15 protein-coding genes and 5 tRNA genes are annotated in these 15,858 nt (G+C 64.6%); 11 read left to right on the forward strand and 9 right to left on the reverse strand.

The features are described 5' to 3' along the window. Positions 1–31 precede the first annotated feature (31 nt). Both hxpB and AB5Y93_RS12460 read left to right on the forward strand, forming a co-directional pair. Positions 32–691, forward strand: coding sequence for a hexitol phosphatase HxpB (gene hxpB, locus AB5Y93_RS12455; protein ID WP_010674632.1), 660 nt, complete (start codon positions 32–34; stop codon positions 689–691). A gap of 136 nt (positions 692–827) precedes the next feature. Continuing rightward, positions 828–1,031 (forward strand): CPXCG motif-containing cysteine-rich protein, encoded by a 204-nt coding sequence (locus AB5Y93_RS12460; protein ID WP_005336871.1) that lies wholly within the window; start codon positions 828–830, stop codon positions 1,029–1,031. 77 nt (positions 1,032–1,108) lie between these two features. Here AB5Y93_RS12460 and AB5Y93_RS12465 read toward each other — a convergent pair whose 3' ends face one another. Continuing rightward, the gene (locus AB5Y93_RS12465) at positions 1,109–1,399 is read right to left on the reverse strand and encodes a YciI family protein (RefSeq protein WP_029314482.1); all 291 of its coding nucleotides are present in this window, start codon (positions 1,397–1,399) and stop codon (positions 1,109–1,111) included. A gap of 102 nt (positions 1,400–1,501) precedes the next feature. Continuing rightward, the gene (locus AB5Y93_RS12470; RefSeq protein WP_039039091.1) at positions 1,502–2,113 is read right to left on the reverse strand and encodes a riboflavin synthase; all 612 of its coding nucleotides are present in this window, start codon (positions 2,111–2,113) and stop codon (positions 1,502–1,504) included. 133 nt (positions 2,114–2,246) lie between these two features. Between AB5Y93_RS12470 and AB5Y93_RS12475 the strand changes: the two genes are divergently transcribed. The 7 genes from AB5Y93_RS12475 to AB5Y93_RS12505 all read left to right on the forward strand — a co-directional run bounded on the left by AB5Y93_RS12475 (position 2,247) and on the right by AB5Y93_RS12505 (position 4,751). Further along, positions 2,247–2,453, forward strand: a complete 207-nt coding sequence (locus AB5Y93_RS12475; RefSeq protein WP_010674629.1) for a YaeP family protein — start codon at positions 2,247–2,249, stop codon at positions 2,451–2,453. Between the two features lie 151 nt (positions 2,454–2,604). Next, positions 2,605–3,984, forward strand: coding sequence for an MATE family efflux transporter (locus AB5Y93_RS12480; RefSeq protein WP_029314480.1), 1,380 nt, complete (start codon positions 2,605–2,607; stop codon positions 3,982–3,984). Between the two features lie 194 nt (positions 3,985–4,178). Then, positions 4,179–4,255 (forward strand) — tRNA-Val (locus tag AB5Y93_RS12485). A gap of 11 nt (positions 4,256–4,266) precedes the next feature. Next, positions 4,267–4,343 (forward strand) — tRNA-Val (locus AB5Y93_RS12490). A 17-nt stretch (positions 4,344–4,360) separates the two neighbouring features. After that, a tRNA-Val gene (locus tag AB5Y93_RS12495) sits at positions 4,361–4,437 on the forward strand. A 121-nt stretch (positions 4,438–4,558) separates the two neighbouring features. Further along, positions 4,559–4,635, forward strand: a tRNA-Val gene (locus AB5Y93_RS12500). A gap of 39 nt (positions 4,636–4,674) precedes the next feature. Then, a tRNA-Val gene (locus tag AB5Y93_RS12505) sits at positions 4,675–4,751 on the forward strand. A 131-nt stretch (positions 4,752–4,882) separates the two neighbouring features. Here the strand turns inward: AB5Y93_RS12505 and AB5Y93_RS12510 are convergent. Continuing rightward, positions 4,883–7,285, reverse strand: a complete 2,403-nt coding sequence (locus tag AB5Y93_RS12510) for a DNA polymerase II (RefSeq protein ID WP_124244738.1) — start codon at positions 7,283–7,285, stop codon at positions 4,883–4,885. Between the two features lie 243 nt (positions 7,286–7,528). Here AB5Y93_RS12510 and AB5Y93_RS12515 point away from each other — a divergent pair, with 243 nt between their 5' ends. Next, the gene (locus tag AB5Y93_RS12515) at positions 7,529–8,407 is read left to right on the forward strand and encodes a pirin family protein (protein ID WP_266139658.1); all 879 of its coding nucleotides are present in this window, start codon (positions 7,529–7,531) and stop codon (positions 8,405–8,407) included. A gap of 60 nt (positions 8,408–8,467) precedes the next feature. Here AB5Y93_RS12515 and AB5Y93_RS12520 read toward each other — a convergent pair whose 3' ends face one another. The 4 genes from AB5Y93_RS12520 to AB5Y93_RS12535 form a co-directional block, all read right to left on the reverse strand. Continuing rightward, a complete protein-coding gene (locus AB5Y93_RS12520; protein ID WP_029314478.1) occupies positions 8,468–9,328 on the reverse strand; it encodes a PA4780 family RIO1-like protein kinase in 861 nt (286 codons plus the stop codon). A gap of 94 nt (positions 9,329–9,422) precedes the next feature. Further along, positions 9,423–10,418, reverse strand: a complete 996-nt coding sequence (locus AB5Y93_RS12525; protein ID WP_368229611.1) for a lauroyl-Kdo(2)-lipid IV(A) myristoyltransferase — start codon at positions 10,416–10,418, stop codon at positions 9,423–9,425. A 154-nt stretch (positions 10,419–10,572) separates the two neighbouring features. Beyond that, positions 10,573–11,562, reverse strand: coding sequence for a lipid A biosynthesis (KDO)2-(lauroyl)-lipid IVA acyltransferase (locus tag AB5Y93_RS12530; RefSeq protein ID WP_045524804.1), 990 nt, complete (start codon positions 11,560–11,562; stop codon positions 10,573–10,575). Positions 11,563–11,782: 220 nt separating this feature from the next. Next, complete coding sequence (locus AB5Y93_RS12535) at positions 11,783–12,763, reverse strand: TDT family transporter (RefSeq protein WP_368229478.1); 981 nt, start codon at positions 12,761–12,763, stop codon at positions 11,783–11,785. Between the two features lie 103 nt (positions 12,764–12,866). Between AB5Y93_RS12535 and AB5Y93_RS12540 the strand changes: the two genes are divergently transcribed. Next, complete coding sequence (locus tag AB5Y93_RS12540; protein WP_039039086.1) at positions 12,867–13,751, forward strand: LysR substrate-binding domain-containing protein; 885 nt, start codon at positions 12,867–12,869, stop codon at positions 13,749–13,751. Between the two features lie 85 nt (positions 13,752–13,836). Here AB5Y93_RS12540 and AB5Y93_RS12545 read toward each other — a convergent pair whose 3' ends face one another. Next, entirely contained in the window at positions 13,837–14,814 is a 978-nt protein-coding gene (locus tag AB5Y93_RS12545; RefSeq protein ID WP_368229479.1) for a Gfo/Idh/MocA family protein, read from the reverse strand. A 35-nt stretch (positions 14,815–14,849) separates the two neighbouring features. Further along, positions 14,850–15,707 (reverse strand): deoxyribonuclease IV, encoded by an 858-nt coding sequence (gene nfo / locus AB5Y93_RS12550; protein ID WP_041215226.1) that lies wholly within the window; start codon positions 15,705–15,707, stop codon positions 14,850–14,852. Positions 15,708–15,858: the final 151 nt, after the last annotated feature.

Below are 15,858 nucleotides of genomic sequence, written 5' to 3' on the forward strand. Positions count from 1 at the left end.
ATCCCCCCTTCACCTATGTCAGGAGTACAAGATGTTAACTGCCGTGATCTTCGATATGGATGGTGTTCTGATCGACTCGGAACCCTTCTGGCAACGGGCACAGATGGCCGTCTTCGCCGAACTGGGCCACTTCCACACCGAGGAGGACTGCAACTCCACCATAGGGGTGCGCATCGATCAGCTGGTGGCCCACTGGTACCGGATCCGCCCCTGGAGCAGCCCCAGCCAGGAAGAGGTAGTACAGCGCATCCTGGATCAGGTGATCGCGCTCATCCTGCAAGAGGGACAACCCAAGGCCGGGGTGCTGGAAGCGCTCGACCTCATCGAGGCCCAAGGGCTCAAGATCGGGCTCGCCACCTCCTCCCCGTTTGCCATGGTCGAGGCGGTGCTCGGCAAACTCGGCATCCAGGACCGTTTCATGGCGGTCCACTCCGCCGAGGTGGAGCGCTTTGGCAAACCCCACCCGGATGTCTATATCCACGCCGCCGAGAAGCTCGGCGTCGAGCCTGTGCACTGTCTCGCCATTGAGGACAGCTTCACCGGCCTGCTGGCGGCCAAGGCAGCCTCCATGACGGCGCTGATCGTGCCGGACCCGGCGCTGGTCGGCGATCCCCGTCTGGCCATCGCCAACCACGAGCTGCGCTCTCTTGCCGAGCTGAACGCAGAGATGCTGGCCGGCTGGGTCAAGTAGGCAACACCCTGGCGGACTGACCTCCAGCCTCCCTTTATCCCGCTCATAAACGTGCGCTTGCTCGCGGTTGCGCCGCCCTGTGGCGACTAGAATCAGCAGGAGCACAGAGACGGCCCACGGGCCCGAGGAGGTCACCATGATCGAATACACCAGCAAGCGTATCGTCTGCCCCCACTGCGGCCACCACACCCGGGTCGAGCTGGATGCCAGCCAGGGGGATCAGGAGTTCTACGAAGATTGCATGGCCTGCTGCAACCCCATCCACCTGCGGCTGCACCGGGATGAAGCCCGCGACTGCCTGCAACTCTTCGTGGATGCCGACGACGAGCAGCTGTTCTGAATCCCCTGTCCAGACACAGACAAAAACAAACGGGACCCTGTGGGTCCCGTTTGTTCTGGTGCCATCGTCAGGCTGGATCACGCCTCCCTCAAGCACGCCGCCTTCGCCGACGTCATGGTCGGAACAAACTCCACCACCTGATAATCGGCCGCCTCTGCCTGCTTGAAGGGATCCTCTGCCAGCATCGCCTCCAGGGCGTCTCGGCTCACGCCCTGCGCCAGTATGACGCCCCCGACTCGGGGTACCCGACGCCCGGATGCCAGAAAATGGCCTGCGGCATACTGCCGCTCCAGCCACGCAATGTGGGCCGGGATCAGGGCATCGATCTCCGCCAGCGGTTTCACATAGGTCAATGTCACGACAAACATAGGGAAGTCTCCAAGGCTCTGGGGCGGCGCCTCTTCCACAAGAGGGCGCCTTTCCCGTGATGCCGCCCTCCTCTTCGAACCCTGGGGGCAGCGCTCAGGTGGTTACTGGCGCGCCGCCAGCACCCGCTCCACGGTGTCGACGATGGCCTGGGTCTGGGGGTCAATCTCGATGTTGGTCCGCCAGCCGGCCTTGACCCAGCCCAGGTTGGTGCGGGCCAGGGTTTCGGGGATCAGGTTGACGCAGAACTCGCTGGCGCGCACCTCGCCCACGGTGAGGCTGATGCCGTCGATGCCGATGTAGCCCTTGGTCAGTACGTACTTCATGAGCGCAGGATCGAGGCGATACCACACCTGGCGGTTGTTGGGGGTGTCGATGACCGAGGTCACCTCGGCCGTCCCCATGATGTGGCCGGACATGGCATGGCCGCCAATCTCGTCCCCAAAGCGGGCGGCCCGCTCCACGTTGACCTTGTCACCCACCACCAGTTGCCCAAGGTTGGTGAGGCGCAGAGTCTCCTGCATCAGATCGAAGCTGACCAGATCCCCCTCCACCCGGGTGACGGTCAGGCAGCAGCCGTTGTGGGCCACCGAGGCCCCCAGGGCCAGCCCCTCGCCCCAGGCCGGGCTCGGCATGCGGATCACGTGGGTGCGAAAATTGGGCAGTGAATCGATGGCCACCAGTTCGGCGGTCCCTTGTACGATGCCGGTGAACATGAGTCTCTCCAGACTGTGAAAATTGTCGGCAGGTTACCCCCGGCCACCTTGCAAGACAAGGGTGCCGGCTGACAAGGAGAAGCGCGATCGCTATAGTGACCCCAATCAATCCAGACTGAACGAGGAAACAAAAATGCAGGTATATCAATGCTGTGAAGCCATTCGCATCGCCTACAACCAGATTGGCTCCGGTGAGCAGGGTTATGTGCCCCAGGCCATTGCCGCCAGCATACGGGCGCTCAACGCCGTGGCCTCCGACGAGCGGGTACCAGCGGATCTGCGCGAGCAGGCGGCCTATGCCGCGGCCAACCTGCTGATCAGCGATCACGAAGACGCCTGATCCCGGCTACAAATCTGCCGCCGACCTTCCCCGTTGGCGGTTTTTCAGGCTAGAATGACACCCCCGCATTTTGTCTCCTCAGGACGAGGAGGCAAAAGCCCATCTCTCTTGTCCGCTCTTTCTCTTTTATCTGATCCACTCGGAGGTGTCAGTGCAACGTTATTGGTCCGAGGCGAAGCAGCTCGTTCGTCTAGCCAGCCCCATTCTGGTCGCCCAGGTGGCCCAGATCGCCATGAACTTCGTCGATACCGTGATGGCGGGACAGGTGAGCGCCGTGGATCTTGCCGCCGTGTCGGTGGCGTCCAGCTTCTGGTTGCCGATCATCTTGCTGGTGCAGGGCATCATCATGGCCCTCACCCCCATCGTTTCCCAGCTCAACGGCGCCCGCAAGCAGGACGAGGTACGCCCCGCCGTGCACCAGGGCTTCTGGCTCGCCCTCATCGTCACGCCCATCGCCATGGTGGCACTCTACTTCAGCCCCCTGGCACTGCAGTTCATGGACGTGGATCCCGTCATGGCGGCCAAGACTGCCGGCTACCTGCACGCCATCCTGTGGGGCCTGCCCGCCTTCGTGATGTTCCAGGTGCTGCGCAACTTCAGTGAGGGGCTCTCCCACACCATGCCGACCATGGTGATCGGGTTCGTGGGGCTCGCGGTCAACATCCCCGCCAACTACATCTTCATTCACGGCCACTTCGGCATGCCGAAACTCGGCGGCGTCGGCTGCGGCGTGGCCACTGCCATCGTGCTCTGGGCCATGCTGCTGGCGATGATCGTCTATGTGAAGTGCTCTGCCCACTTCAAGCGCATCAACCTGTTCGCCCAGCTGGCACGCCCCAACGGCAGCCGGATCTGGCGCCTGTTTCGCCTGGGGTTTCCCATCGCCATGGCCATCTTCTGCGAGGTGACCCTGTTTACCGTGGTGGCCCTGATGCTGGCCCCCTTCGGTGCGGAGACGGTGGCGAGTCACCAGATTGCGCTCAACTTCTCCAGCCTGGTCTTCATGCTGCCCCTCTCCATCGGTGTCGGCGTGACCATCCGGGTCGGTCACAACATAGGGGAAGGTCAACCGGATCAGGCCAGGGTCGCCGCCCGCACCGGCCTGATGCTGGGCATGGGAGTCGCCGCCGCGACCGCCGCCCTCACCGTGCTGCTGCGCGACCCCATCGCGGGGATCTACACCGACGACCTGCAGGTGATCGGCCTCGCCGCCACCCTGCTCTTCTTCGCCGCCATCTACCAGATCTCCGATTCGGTACAGGTGGTGGCCGCGGCGGCCCTGCGCGGATACAAGGATACCCAGGCCATCTTCTACGTCACCATCGTCGCCTATTGGGGGCTGGGTCTGCCCACCGGCATGATCCTGGGGCTGACCGACTGGGTGGTACCGCGCATGGGCCCGCAGGGCTTCTGGATAGGCTTCATCGTCGGTCTCACCTCCGCCGCCCTGATGCTGGGCGCGCGGCTGCGCGTCATCTACGGCCGCTTCGCCAGCCCCGCGGCCTGCACAGCCCTCTCCCGGGCGCAATAGGGCGCGGCCAGGGGCACGGGGAGCCGCACTTTTGGGACGGCTCGCCTGTAAAATCAACAGGCTGCACAAGAACTGGGCAAACAGTCTCCTTTGTGCATGTCCCTTGTTGACAGCCTTGGGGGCCATGGGTAGTATGCCGACCACGCCAGCAGTGCTGGCGTGATAAAACGGGTCTTCAGCCCGGTTTATGAAGTGGGTTTATAGCTCAGTTGGTTAGAGCACTACCTTGACATGGTAGGGGTCGTTGGTTCGAATCCAATTAAACCCACCACTTTTCGTGATGCGTCCTTAGCTCAGCTGGTTAGAGCACCACCTTGACATGGTGGGGGTCGGTGGTTCGAATCCACTAGGACGCACCATCACGAAACTCTGTTATGCGTCCTTAGCTCAGCTGGTTAGAGCATCACCTTGACATGGTGGGGGTCGGTGGTTCGAATCCACTAGGACGCACCATAACAGTTTGAATAAATTGCAGATATGAATTTGATGTGGGTTTATAGCTCAGTTGGTTAGAACAGTACTTTGACATGGCGTAGGCAATGTCGTTGGTTCGAATCCGGTTGAACACAGATGTGGGTTTATAGCTCAGTTGGTTAGAGCACTACCTTGACATGGTAGGGGTCGTTGGTTCGAATCCAATTAAACCCACCACTCCCCTGCAATGACACACAAAGTCGCCTTGCGCACCCTGCGTCCTTAGCTCAGCTGGTTAGAGCATCACCTTGACATGGTGGGGGTCGGTGGTTCGAATCCACTAGGACGCACCAGATTTGAAAAGCCCGCTTGATAGCGGGCTTTTTGCATTGGTCGGCTCAGACCCCCGCTCTCCCCCGTCATCTGCCTCCTGGCCTGCGGGCCGCCATTGTCGTGCCATGGCTTCCGCGTTTACCTCGCGTTGTCAGAAGAGATCGAGCTGCTGGCCGCAGATCCGCTCGAACGACTCCCCCACAAAGGGAAGGATGGCGTCGGCGATGGGCCTGAGCTGCTTGTCGATGTAGTGCTCGTAGTCGACGGCGCTGCGCCGGTACTCCAAAGGCTCGGGGCCGTTCAGGGTCATCAGGTAGGCGATGGTGCCCCTGTGCTGATAGCGCTGGGGCAGGCCGCGGCGCAGATTCTCCTCGTCCGCCAGGCGCGCCGCCCGCACATGGGGTGGCACGTTCTTCTGATACTCCTCGAGCTTCTGGCGCAGCCGCTTGCGGTAGATGAGCAGATCGTCGTGACGGCCGGCCCGGGTCTCGTCCACCATGGTGCGCACATAGCTGCTGGGATCCTGGTCGTGGAACACCATTTCGTAGAGCCGGGTCTGGAATGCCTTGGCAAGGGGGGTCCAGTCGGTGCGCACCGTCTCCAGCCCCTTGAACACCAGATGCTCCCCTTCCCCTTCGCCCACCAGTCCCGCATAGCGTTTCTTGCTCCCCTTCTCCAGCCCGCGAATGGTGGGCATCAGGAATCGGCGGTAGTGGGTCTCGTACTGGATCTCCAGATGGCTCGGCAGGTCGAACTCCCGCCTGATCAGCGCGGCCCAGTTGTCATTGATCATCTTCGCCAGTCGCTGGCCAATCTCGTCCGCCTGTTCGAGACGGATATCGCTCCCCAGGTGCACGAAGGTGGAGTCGGTGTCCCCATAGATCACCTCGAACCCTTCTGCCTCTATCCATTCCCGGGTCTGCTGCATGATGCCGTGGCCCCGCAAGGTGATGGAGGAGGCGAGCCTCGGGTCGTAGAAGCGGCAGCCCCCCGACCCCAGCACCCCGTAGAAGGAGTTCATGATGATCTTGATGGCCTGGGAGAGGGCCTTGTTACTGGCGGCCTTGGCCCGATCCCGCGCCGCCCACAGGGTGGCGATGAGATCCGGCAGGAAGTGGCGGGTTCGGGAGAACAGGGCGCCGCGAAAGCCTGGAATGGCGTTATCCGGGTGTTTGAGCCCCTCCACCAGCCCCATGGGGTCGATGCAGAAGGTGCGGATGATGCTGGGATAGAGGCTCTTGAAGTCGAGCACCAGCACGTGGCGATAGAGCCCCGGCTTGGAGTCCATCACATAGCCGCCGGGGCTTGCGAGCCCGCCGTCTGCCGGCAGGTTGGGCGCCACATAGCCACCGCGGTGCAGCCGTGGCAGATAGAGGTTGGTGAACGCCGCCACCGACCCGCCCACCCGGTCGAGCTCAAGACCGGTGAGGGAAGCGCGCTCGATGGCGAAGGGGATGAGGTGGCAGAAATCGAAGATCTCCCACACCAGCCTGCAATCTTCCAGGTTGTAGCGGGCCAGCGCCTCCTTGTCGGAGTGGAACAGCTCGGTGATCTTCTCCCCCCGGTTGGCCACGTCCTCAATGTCCTTGCCCCGCCCGAGCAGCTCGCTCGCCACCGCATCCAGGCTGTAGCTCGGGAACTGCCAGGTGGCGCTCTTGAGGGTATCGATGCCGTCCAGCACCATACGCCCCGGGATGATGACGTTGCCGCTCTGGGGGTCGTTTCGGGACGAGCGCCAGAAGCAGAGCTCCCGCCCGCGCCCGAGCCGCAGCCGCCGCTTGTGGAGTTCGGCGCGGCGCAGCAGCAGGCGAAAGTCGAAATTCACCACGTTCCAGCCGATGACGAGATCGGGATCGTGCAGGCTGAACCAGCCCTCCAGGGCAGCGAGCAGGGCTGGCTCGTCCGCCACCCACTCGACGGGGGTCTCCCAGTCCTGCGAGTCCGGCTCCGGGGCACCAATCATGATGACCCGCGCGTCCTCTTCGCTATGAAGCCCCACCGAGAAGAGGGTGCCATCCATGGCGCACTCCACGTCCAGGGAGACCCAGGAGAGGGTCGGCGTCACCGCCTGCGGCGCACAGCGCGCCTCGTTTACCTCCCAGTAACCCTGCCTGCCCCCCTTGCGCCTCGCCTTGCCGTCAAAGCGCATCCCGGCGGTGATGAAGCGCTCCATGAGAAAGCGCTCGGGCAGGCGGATATCCGCCTCGAAGTGCTCCAATCCGCGGATGAGCAGCAGCTCGATGGCGCGGTGGAAGGCGCTCAGGGTGGCAAAGTAGCAGCCCACCACCCGGCTCCCCTCGAAGGTGTGCATGGGGAGGCGGCGAAAACGCCCCCTCACCCCGGCCCCCTTGAAGAGCTCTGCCGCCTCCTCCAGGTGGCGCTCCGGCAGGAAGAAGACCGGCTCCTGCCCCGGCACCACCACCCGTACCGGTCCCTGTGCGCTCCAGAGCCACATCACGATCTCGGTACGCCCCTGCACATCCCGACCATGGCGGGTCAGGATGAAGCCGTCGAGCGGCGGGGTCACGGGAGGGAGGGGCTGGATGTCGGTCATGCAGATGGTCGGGCTCAAGAGTGGGATGGGACTATTGTACGTTCATACAGTACCCGGCTGCAATTGCCGGGCTGGGCCCTCAGGGCAGGCGCTGTGCCCCGTCTTTGCCATCCGGCGCCGGATTGGGGCATAGTAACCTCGGCATCACTCACCGGCACCGGGCGAGACGGCATGTCCGTCCCCCTGCAGACGCAGCCACCTGCGCGCACGTACGCCAACCTTTTCCTCGACAAGGAGCACCCCATGACACAACAGTGGCAACGCATTGCCTCCCGCCTCACCGATGTGGGCGGCATCCCGGTGGCTCGCGCCATCCCGGTCAAGGAGCGGCGCACCATCGGGCCCTGGTGTTTTCTCGACCATATCGGCCCGACCCGCTTTGCCCCCGGCGCCCCCGGCATGGATGTGGGGCCCCACCCCCACATCGCCCTGCAGACCTTCACCTGGATGCTGGAGGGGGAGATCCTCCACCGGGACAGCCTGGGCAGCAAGCAGGTGATCCGTCCGGGCCAGGTGAACCTGATGACCGCAGGACGGGGCATCGCCCACACCGAGGAGTCGGTCCCGAACCAGCCCGATCTGCACGCCGCCCAGCTCTGGATAGCCCTGCCCGAGGCGGATCAGCATACCCCGCCCCGCTTCGATCACTACCCGACGCTCCCCCGCTGGCAGCAAGGGGAGATCACCCTCACCCTGCTCATCGGCGAGCACGGCAGCCAGCGCGCCCCCACCCTGCACTTCTCCCCCATTCTGGGGCTGGATCTGCACGCCCCCGAGGGAGGCGAGATCACCCTCCCCCTGGATCCCGCCTTCGAGCACGGCCTTTTTCCCCTCGCAGGGGAGACCATCGTCGCAGGGGAGGCCCTGGCCCCGGAGCAGTTGCTCTACCTGCCCCCCGGCAACCGGGAGGTGGTGCTGACCCTGCGCCCGGGTGCCCGGCTGCTGCTCATCGGCGGCGAGCCCCTGCCCAGACCGCTGCAGATCTGGTGGAACTTCGTGAGCGTCGACAAGGAGGCCATTCGCACCGCCGCCGCCGACTGGGAGAGCGGTCATCCGCGCTTTGGCGAGGTGACGGGTTACCAGGGGCCTCGTCTCAAGGCGCCGCCCCTGACCGGGCTCTGAGCCAGGGTTCCAAAACAAAAGAGCGCCCATGGCGCTCTTGTTGATTGGGATGAAGGCCCGTCAGGACTCCTCTTCCTGCTCCGCCTGCAACCTGGCCCGGCGGGCCATGGCCTCCTCCTGGGCACTCTCTATCTCGTGCAGCACGCCATCCAGATCGATGGCCTCCCGGCTCTCTTCGAACAGGCCGGTGAGCTCGGTCTCGGGGCCCAGCTTGCCATCCTCGAACAAGGACCACATCTCCCGGGCATACCGGGTCTTGAGCAGCTCGGGGGCATACATGCCGTAGTAGTTGCGCATGTTGTCGACATCCCGCTCCAGCATGGCCCTGGCCTGGTTGTTGGCGGCAGCATCCACCACCTGGGGCAGGTCGATGATGACGGGCCCCTCTTCATCCACCAGCACGTTGAACTCCGAGAGATCCCCGTGAATGAGCCCGGCGCAGAGCATGCGCACCACGTAGCGGATCACCTTGCCATGATCCACCAGGGCCTGCTCACGGGTCAGGGCCACGTCGTTGAGACGGGGGGCGACGTTGCCGTCGGCGTCGGTGATGAGCTCCATCAGCAGCACGCCATCGAGGCAGACATAGGGCCTGGGCACCCGCACCCCGGCCGCCGCCAGCTTGAACAGGGCATCCACCTCGGTGTTCTGCCACACCTCTTCGTGCTGCTTGCGACCGTACTTGGAGCCCTTCTCCATGGCGCGGGCATCGCGGCTGCTGCGTACCCGCCGCCCTTCCTGATAGACCACGGCCTGCTTGAAGCTGCGCTTTGACGCCTCTTTGTAGACCTTGGCACAGCGGATCTCGTCGCCGCAGCGCACCACATAGACGTCGGCCTCTTTGCCGCTCATCAGCCGGCTGATGACATCGTCCACCAGGCCGTCATCAACCAGAGGTTGGATTCGATTTGGAATTTTCATGACCGCCCTTTTACCCTATTTGCACCTTGTTTGCACCTGTTTGCTGGTGGCCTGCCACCCCTGTCAGAAACGGCCCGCAAGGGGGCCGTGTCGATCAAGGTTCCGGTGGCAGCCCCTGGCGGATGCGGCGGATCCCCGCCTCGTAGAGACCGTCCTCGCCCTGATCGTGCTCCTGGGTTTCGAAGATCTTGAGAAACCACATGTACTGCTCGGGGAAGCGGCCAAGCTGCTGCTCCACCATGCGGTTCATCTGGTTGACGTCCGCCACCAGATCCTCGGTGGGATAAGGATCGAACGGCGCCTCGATCTCCAGCCGGTAGCACCCCTGATCCTCGTCGTAGCAGGCCAGAATGGGCACGGCGCGGGCACCGGTCAGCTTCACCAGCTTGGGCAGGGCCGGCAGGGTCGCCTTGGGGTGGTTGAAGAAGGGCACGAAGAGGCTCGCCTCCCGGCCGTGATCCTGATCCGGCAGATAGAAGAAGCTGTCGCCACTGCGCAGGGCCTTGATGGCGGGCTTGATGCCGACGCTGCGCTCGTAGATACGCCCGCCCTTGCTGCGTTCGCGGTTGATATACCAGTCGAACACCGCATCCTTGGGGCTTTTCATCATGGTGCACATCTTGATCCCCTGGAGGGGGAAGTAGCGGCCAATCATGTCCACCGCCCAGGTGTGGGGCACCACGAAGATCATGGGGCGACCGGCTGCCCGCTCCGCTTCCACGTGCTCCCAGCCGCTCACCTTGACGCGCCCCTTGAGGAAGTCGGGGCTGCGCCAGGTCAGCTCGCCAAAGCCCAGGAAGGTCTTGAGCCCCACCCGGATGGATTTCAGCAGCAGGGCCTGACGGCCCGCCTCGTCGAGATGGGGGAAGCAGATCTTGAGGTTGGTGTCGGCGATGTAGGCCTGCTTCCTGGAGACGCGCAGCAGCAGGGGGGCCAGGTAGTCGGCCAGCTTGTCCCGTGCCCTTGCCGGCACCCAGGCCAGCAGGGAGAGCAGGGCGACGGCCAGCCAGCTGCCCCATAGGCGGGGGTGCAGCAGGCGCGGATGAAAAGAGGTATCAAACACCGGATCTTGTGCGGACATGGTCGCCATCGAATCATCAAAACAGACCGTCATTTTAGTGATCCTGACAACTTTTTCTACCCTGCCCTGCACAGCGCCACCGCGCCAAGTCACTGATCAGACAAGTTAGAAATAAAAAGTGGCCCGCTTGGGGCCACATTTTTGCACCGGGTGAGCGCAAGGCTCAGGGATGAGGAGCAAGGCCCCGGCGGATGCGCCGGATCCCCTCTTCGTAGAGGCCATCCGGCCCCACCTGATCCTCACGGGTGTCGAAGATCTTGAGGAACCACATGTACTGGCCCGGGTGGCGGCAGAGCTGGCGCTCCACGCTGTCGTTCATGCGGCAGGTATCCGCCATCAGATCCGCGCTCGGGTAGTCGGCGTAGGGAGCCTCGACCTCCAGCCGGTAGCCGTGCGCCTGCTCGTCATAGCAGGCCAGCACCGGCAGGGCCCGGGCACCGGTCAGCTTCACCAGCCGTGGCAGGGCCGGCAACGTCGCCTTGGGGTGGTTGAAGAAGGGGGCGAACAGGCTCGCCTCCCGGCCGTGATCCTGATCCGGCAGATAGAAGAAGCTCAGGCCGGATTTCACCGCCTTGATCACCGGCTTGATGCCGGCGCTGCGCTCATAGACGCGGCAGCCGTGCCGGGCCCGCGCGCCGTTGATGTGCCAGTCGAACACCGGGTTGCGGGCGCTCTTCATCATGGTGCACATGGGCAGGCCCCGCTGGGCGAAGTAGTAGCCCGCCGCGTCGATGGGCCAGCTGTGGGGCACCACCAGGATCACCGGTCGGCCAGCGGCCTGCTCCGCCTCGATATGCTCCCAGCCGCTGACCTGGATCCGCCCCATCACGTGGGCGGGGCTGCGCCAGGTGAACTCGCCAAAGCCCAGCAGGCTCTTGAGGCCGACCCGGATGGAGGTCATCAGGATGGCCTCCCGCTCGGCCTCGCTCTTCTCCTTGAAGCAGATGGCGAGGTTGGTCCTGGCGATGTAGATCTGCTTCTTCGAGATGGCGCATACCAGGGGCGTCAGAGCATCGGCCAGGCGATCCCGCCAGCGCGGAGGAACGAAGGCGAGCACACCGATGGCGCCGAGGGCGAGCCAGCTCAACCAGTAACGGGGGTGCAGCAGACGAGGCTGGAATCGGGCGTCAAACACGGGATCAGATGAGGACATGGGGCACGACAAAACAGTGGGAAGATAAAGTGGCGCGCATCGTGACAGGTATTACCAGTTAACGCCAACTGAATGTCGCCTGTATGGGCAACTATTTAAGCCACTTCACGGATTGACAAAAACAATCTGCTTCATTTGATTCCCCTCTGTGTCACTGCATCACGAACGGCAGACCCCGCACGGGCGGGGTCGATGACGAGGGGGGATGAAAACCTTGTGCCTAGCGGCGTGCAGGCTGCCCCGGCAGGTCATTCTGCACGACCGGCAGGAAGAACATCAGGTAACGCAGGGCCACGTAACCCACCACCAGGGTGGCCACACCCAGCTCCAGATAGGCCAGCTGATGGAGCTGCTCGGCATAGCGGGCCGCCTGTGGCCACTGCGACAGCAGGTGACTCACCTTGAACAGGGCGGTGGCCCCGATCACCAGGGGGAAGGTGAAAGCGGCGTAACCCGGCGAGAACGGCAGGCGCAGCAGCTTGATGAAGGCCAGGTAGATGATGCCGGTCATCAGCACGGCGATCCCGAGCAGCACCGCCACCAGCAGCAGGGAGGGATCCTGGCTCACGGTGAGGTAGCCGGCCAGCGACAGGCTCGCCGGGGCGGCCAGGATGGCGATGGTGGGCTTGGCGGCATCCGGCACCTCGTGGCTGAAGATGAGGCGATAGAGCATCAGCGGCAGCATCAGGCCGTAACAGGCCATGCCGAACCAGAGCAGGCCGGTGGCCAGGGATGCGAAGGGACCGCCCGGGTAGGCCACGTCAGCCACGATGATCCCCACCGGCGGCACGAACCAGCTCGGCACCATGTGATGGATTTCAAACGCTTTGGCCCTGTGCCAGACGAAGGTGGCGAGGAAGACGAGGTGGACGACGACCGCAAACAGCCAGAGCCCCTGCCCCAGGGTCGGGGCGAGCAGGCCGACCGCCTTGGAGACCACCATGGTCCCCATGGCGTAGGTGGGCACCACGCTGCCCACCACGGGATGGGCGAGATCCTGCCACAGCAGGCGCGGGTGGATCAGAAACTTGAAGGTCAGGACGAGGAGCAGCACGGCGGCGATGGCGGCCCCCAGCAGTTGCAGACGGCCATCGAACTGACCGGCATTTTCCCAGCACCAGCCGAGGCTGGCGATCCCGAGTGCCAGACCGGCCATGGGGGTCGGGGCGGCGGCCAGGGAGCGGCGGGTTCTTGCGATCATGGCGGATACCCTCTTGATGATGACGATGGGCATAGGATAAAGGGGGTCTATCGTTTACGATATCTAAATGAATTGAACTTAGCGTTTAGGAAAATCAAACGATATGAAGCTCACCCTGCAACAACTCAAGGTGTTTGCCACCATCGCCCGCCACGGCAACCTGGGGGGCGCCGCCAATGAACTCTGCCTGAGCAAGGGGGCCGTCTCCCAGTCGCTGCAGGAGCTGGAGCGCCAGCTCGCCACGCCCCTGTTCGACCGGGTGCACCCGAGGCTCCAGCTCAACAGCGAGGGGCGCCTCCTGCAACCGGCCGCCGAGGAGCTGCTGACCCGGATGCAGGAGATAGAGCAGCTCTTCAGCCCCGATGCCGAGCCGAGCGGCCAGCTGCACCTCGGGGCCAGCCAGACCATCGGCAACTACCTGCTGCCCGCCCTGCTGGCGGAGGGGGCCCAGGAGCTGGGGGCCGCCCCCAGGGTCACCATCGCCAACACCCACCTCCTGTGCCATGCCCTCGCCCACTTCGAACTGGATCTCGCCCTCATCGAGGGGGAGAACCACCACCCGGACCTGGTGAGCGAACCCTGGCTGGAGGACGAGATGCTCATCATCGCCGCCCCCGGTCACCCCCTGGCGGATCAGCTCGAGCTGCCCCTGCGCCGGCTTGCCGGGGAAACCTGGGTGCTGCGCGAGGCGCAATCCGGCAGCCGTGAGCAGTTCGAGCAGCAGCTCCAGCCCCACCTGCCCCGCTGGCAGGCGGGGATAGAGCTCAATACCCTGGAGGCGGTGATGCTGGCGGTGGAGAAGGGGCTCGGCATCTCCTTCATCTCCCGCCTCGCGGTGGCGGACCGACTGGCACAGGGGCGCCTGGTGGCCCTCACCCCGAGTCGCCGCTTCCCCCGCCAGCTCTCCCTCGTCTGGCACAAGCAGAAGTTCCACTCCGCCGCCCTGCGCCGCTTCCTGGCCTTCTGCCGCGCCCAGACCCTGGCGTGAGAAGCCCTTCGGATGCAGCAAGGGCGCCATTGGCGCCCTTGTCGTTCAGCCGATACTCCCCTCGGCCCTCAGCCCTTCCCCGGCCTCAGCCGGCGAGTCCCCCTTCAATCCAGCCGAGCACCTGCCGGGTCACGGCCTGGGGCACCCAGGGGGAGTCCAGCAGCCGGTGGCGCAGGCAATCGGCGAAGTGATCCGCCTCGTGCTGCATGCCGCCCCCCTCCACCGGCAGGTAGATGTCCGCCGGCCAGATGACGGGGGCAGGCCCCCCTTGCCAGCGAATGTGCTGGGGATTCCACCACTTGCCCTCGATGACCAGGCGCCAACCCTCCCCGGACAAGGACGCTTCCCGCTCGAGATCCTCGATGATGGAGGCCCCGAGTTCGGCCCGAAACGGCTCATCGAACGTGAAGCTGGCGACGAGATCCACCTCCCCCGGAGCCCGCGTCAGCGTCACCTCGGGGGCGGGGCAGCCCAGCCCCAGCCGATGGCAGAGGGCGGCATGGAGCCAGAGGGGATAGACCCCCACGTCCCAGGCAGCGCCGCCATCCAGCGCCGGATCGAACAGCTTGCCCACCCTGGGCTGGGTCGAACCGAACGCCGCCCGCAGCTCGCGCGGCGGCGGCAGCAGGGGCAGGCGCTGCAACAGGGCGCGCATGGCGGGAAAGCACATCACCTTCATGGCCTCGAGCAGCAGCAGGCCCCGTGCGTGGGCGAGCGCCACCAGGGCGTCCCAATCCGCCACCCGGGTCACCGCCGGTTTCTCCACCAGTACGTGCTTGCCCGCCAGCAGCATCTGCCTCACCAGGCCCGCGTGCTCCGGGTGGATGACCGCCACATAGACGGCTTCCACCTCGGGGCTGGCGGCCAGGGCCTCATAGCTGCCATAGGCGTGGGGCAGCCCCAGATCCCGGGCGAACTCGTTCGCCCGTCCCTGGTCCCGGGCGGCGATGGCCACCACCTCGGCTCCCCTGGCGTGCCCGTTCACATCGCGGCAAAAACGCCGGGCGATAGCCCCCGCCCCGGCAATGCCAAAGCGCAGGGGCGCCCTTGTCTCGTCGTGCATCGTCTCTCCTTGCTACCCAATGGTGGACCCCGGCATCACGCCGGGCGCGGGCTCCCGGCCAGGCTGCGCAGCCAGCTTATCTCCTCGCCCCAGATGGACTCATCGATGGTCTCGAGAATAAGCGGGATGCCGTCGAAACGGTCGTCGTTCATGATGTGGTGGAACACCGCCTCGCCGAGGTTGCCCTCCCGCAGGCTGTGGTGACGGTCGACCCGACTACCGAAGGTACACTTGGCGCCGTTGATATGCATCCCCTTGAGGTACTCGAACCCCACGATGCGGTCGAAGTCGGCAAACACCGCCTCGCACCCCTCGGGGGTACGCAGATCGTAACCGGCGGCGAAGGCGTGGCAGGTGTCAAAGCAGACGCCGACCCGACTCTTGTCCTCTACCCCGTCGATGAGGGTGGCCAGGTGCTCGAACGACCAGCCGAGGTTGGTACCCTGGCCTGCGGTATTCTCGATCACCGCCGTCACCCCTTCGCTGCGCTCCAGCGCCCAGTTGATGGACTCGCTCACGAGCTTGAGGCTCACCGCCTCGGGGATCTGCTTGAGATGGCTGCCCGGGTGGAAGTTCAGGTAGCACAGCCCCAGTTGCTCGCAGCGCTTCATCTCGTCCAGAAACGCATCCCGGGACTTGGCGAGGGCGTCGGGGTCGGGATGACCCAGGTTGATGAGGTAGCTGTCGTGGGGCAGGATCTGCTCGGGGCGAAAGCCCTCCTTCTCGCAGGCGGCCTTGAAGGCGCGAATGCTGGCCTCGGAGAGGGGCGCCGCCTGCCACTGGCGCTGGTTTTTGGTAAACAGGGCGAAGGCGTTGGCCCCGATGGCTTTGGCCCGGGCGATGGTGTTTTCCACCCCGCCCGCCGCACTGACGTGGGCTCCGATAAATTTCATCTCATCTCCTGTGCACTGTGACCGGGTGCCTGCCGCGCTGGCCACCGCACCCGTTGCCGGGGCGCCATTATGCCCAAGCCAACCCCTTGCGCCAAACCGGGATTGTCGATGGGCGCAATGGAAAAGGCGCCCGCAGGCGCCTTGATGAGAG

Source organism: Aeromonas sp. R10-1, from assembly GCF_040908465.1.
GTDB classification, from domain to species: Bacteria; Pseudomonadota; Gammaproteobacteria; order Enterobacterales; family Aeromonadaceae; genus Aeromonas; species Aeromonas caviae.

Bases quoted from the DNA above. Each gene is read 5' to 3' on its own strand.
- hxpB (WP_010674632.1), top strand. From the start codon at position 32: ATGTTAACTGCCGTGATCTTCGATATGGATGGTGTTCTGATCGACTCG.
- AB5Y93_RS12460 (WP_005336871.1), top strand. From the start codon at position 828: ATGATCGAATACACCAGCAAGCGTATCGTCTGCCCCCACTGCGGCCAC.
- AB5Y93_RS12465 (WP_029314482.1), bottom strand. From the start codon at position 1,399: ATGTTTGTCGTGACATTGACCTATGTGAAACCGCTGGCGGAGATCGAT.
- AB5Y93_RS12470 (WP_039039091.1), bottom strand. From the start codon at position 2,113: ATGTTCACCGGCATCGTACAAGGGACCGCCGAACTGGTGGCCATCGAT.
- AB5Y93_RS12475 (WP_010674629.1), top strand. From the start codon at position 2,247: ATGCAGGTATATCAATGCTGTGAAGCCATTCGCATCGCCTACAACCAG.
- AB5Y93_RS12510 (WP_124244738.1), bottom strand. From the start codon at position 7,285: ATGACCGACATCCAGCCCCTCCCTCCCGTGACCCCGCCGCTCGACGGC.
- AB5Y93_RS12515 (WP_266139658.1), top strand. From the start codon at position 7,529: ATGACACAACAGTGGCAACGCATTGCCTCCCGCCTCACCGATGTGGGC.
- AB5Y93_RS12520 (WP_029314478.1), bottom strand. From the start codon at position 9,328: ATGAAAATTCCAAATCGAATCCAACCTCTGGTTGATGACGGCCTGGTG.
- AB5Y93_RS12525 (WP_368229611.1), bottom strand. From the start codon at position 10,418: ATGGCGACCATGTCCGCACAAGATCCGGTGTTTGATACCTCTTTTCAT.
- AB5Y93_RS12530 (WP_045524804.1), bottom strand. From the start codon at position 11,562: ATGTCCTCATCTGATCCCGTGTTTGACGCCCGATTCCAGCCTCGTCTG.
- AB5Y93_RS12535 (WP_368229478.1), bottom strand. From the start codon at position 12,763: ATGATCGCAAGAACCCGCCGCTCCCTGGCCGCCGCCCCGACCCCCATG.
- AB5Y93_RS12540 (WP_039039086.1), top strand. From the start codon at position 12,867: ATGAAGCTCACCCTGCAACAACTCAAGGTGTTTGCCACCATCGCCCGC.
- AB5Y93_RS12545 (WP_368229479.1), bottom strand. From the start codon at position 14,814: ATGCACGACGAGACAAGGGCGCCCCTGCGCTTTGGCATTGCCGGGGCG.
- nfo (WP_041215226.1), bottom strand. From the start codon at position 15,707: ATGAAATTTATCGGAGCCCACGTCAGTGCGGCGGGCGGGGTGGAAAAC.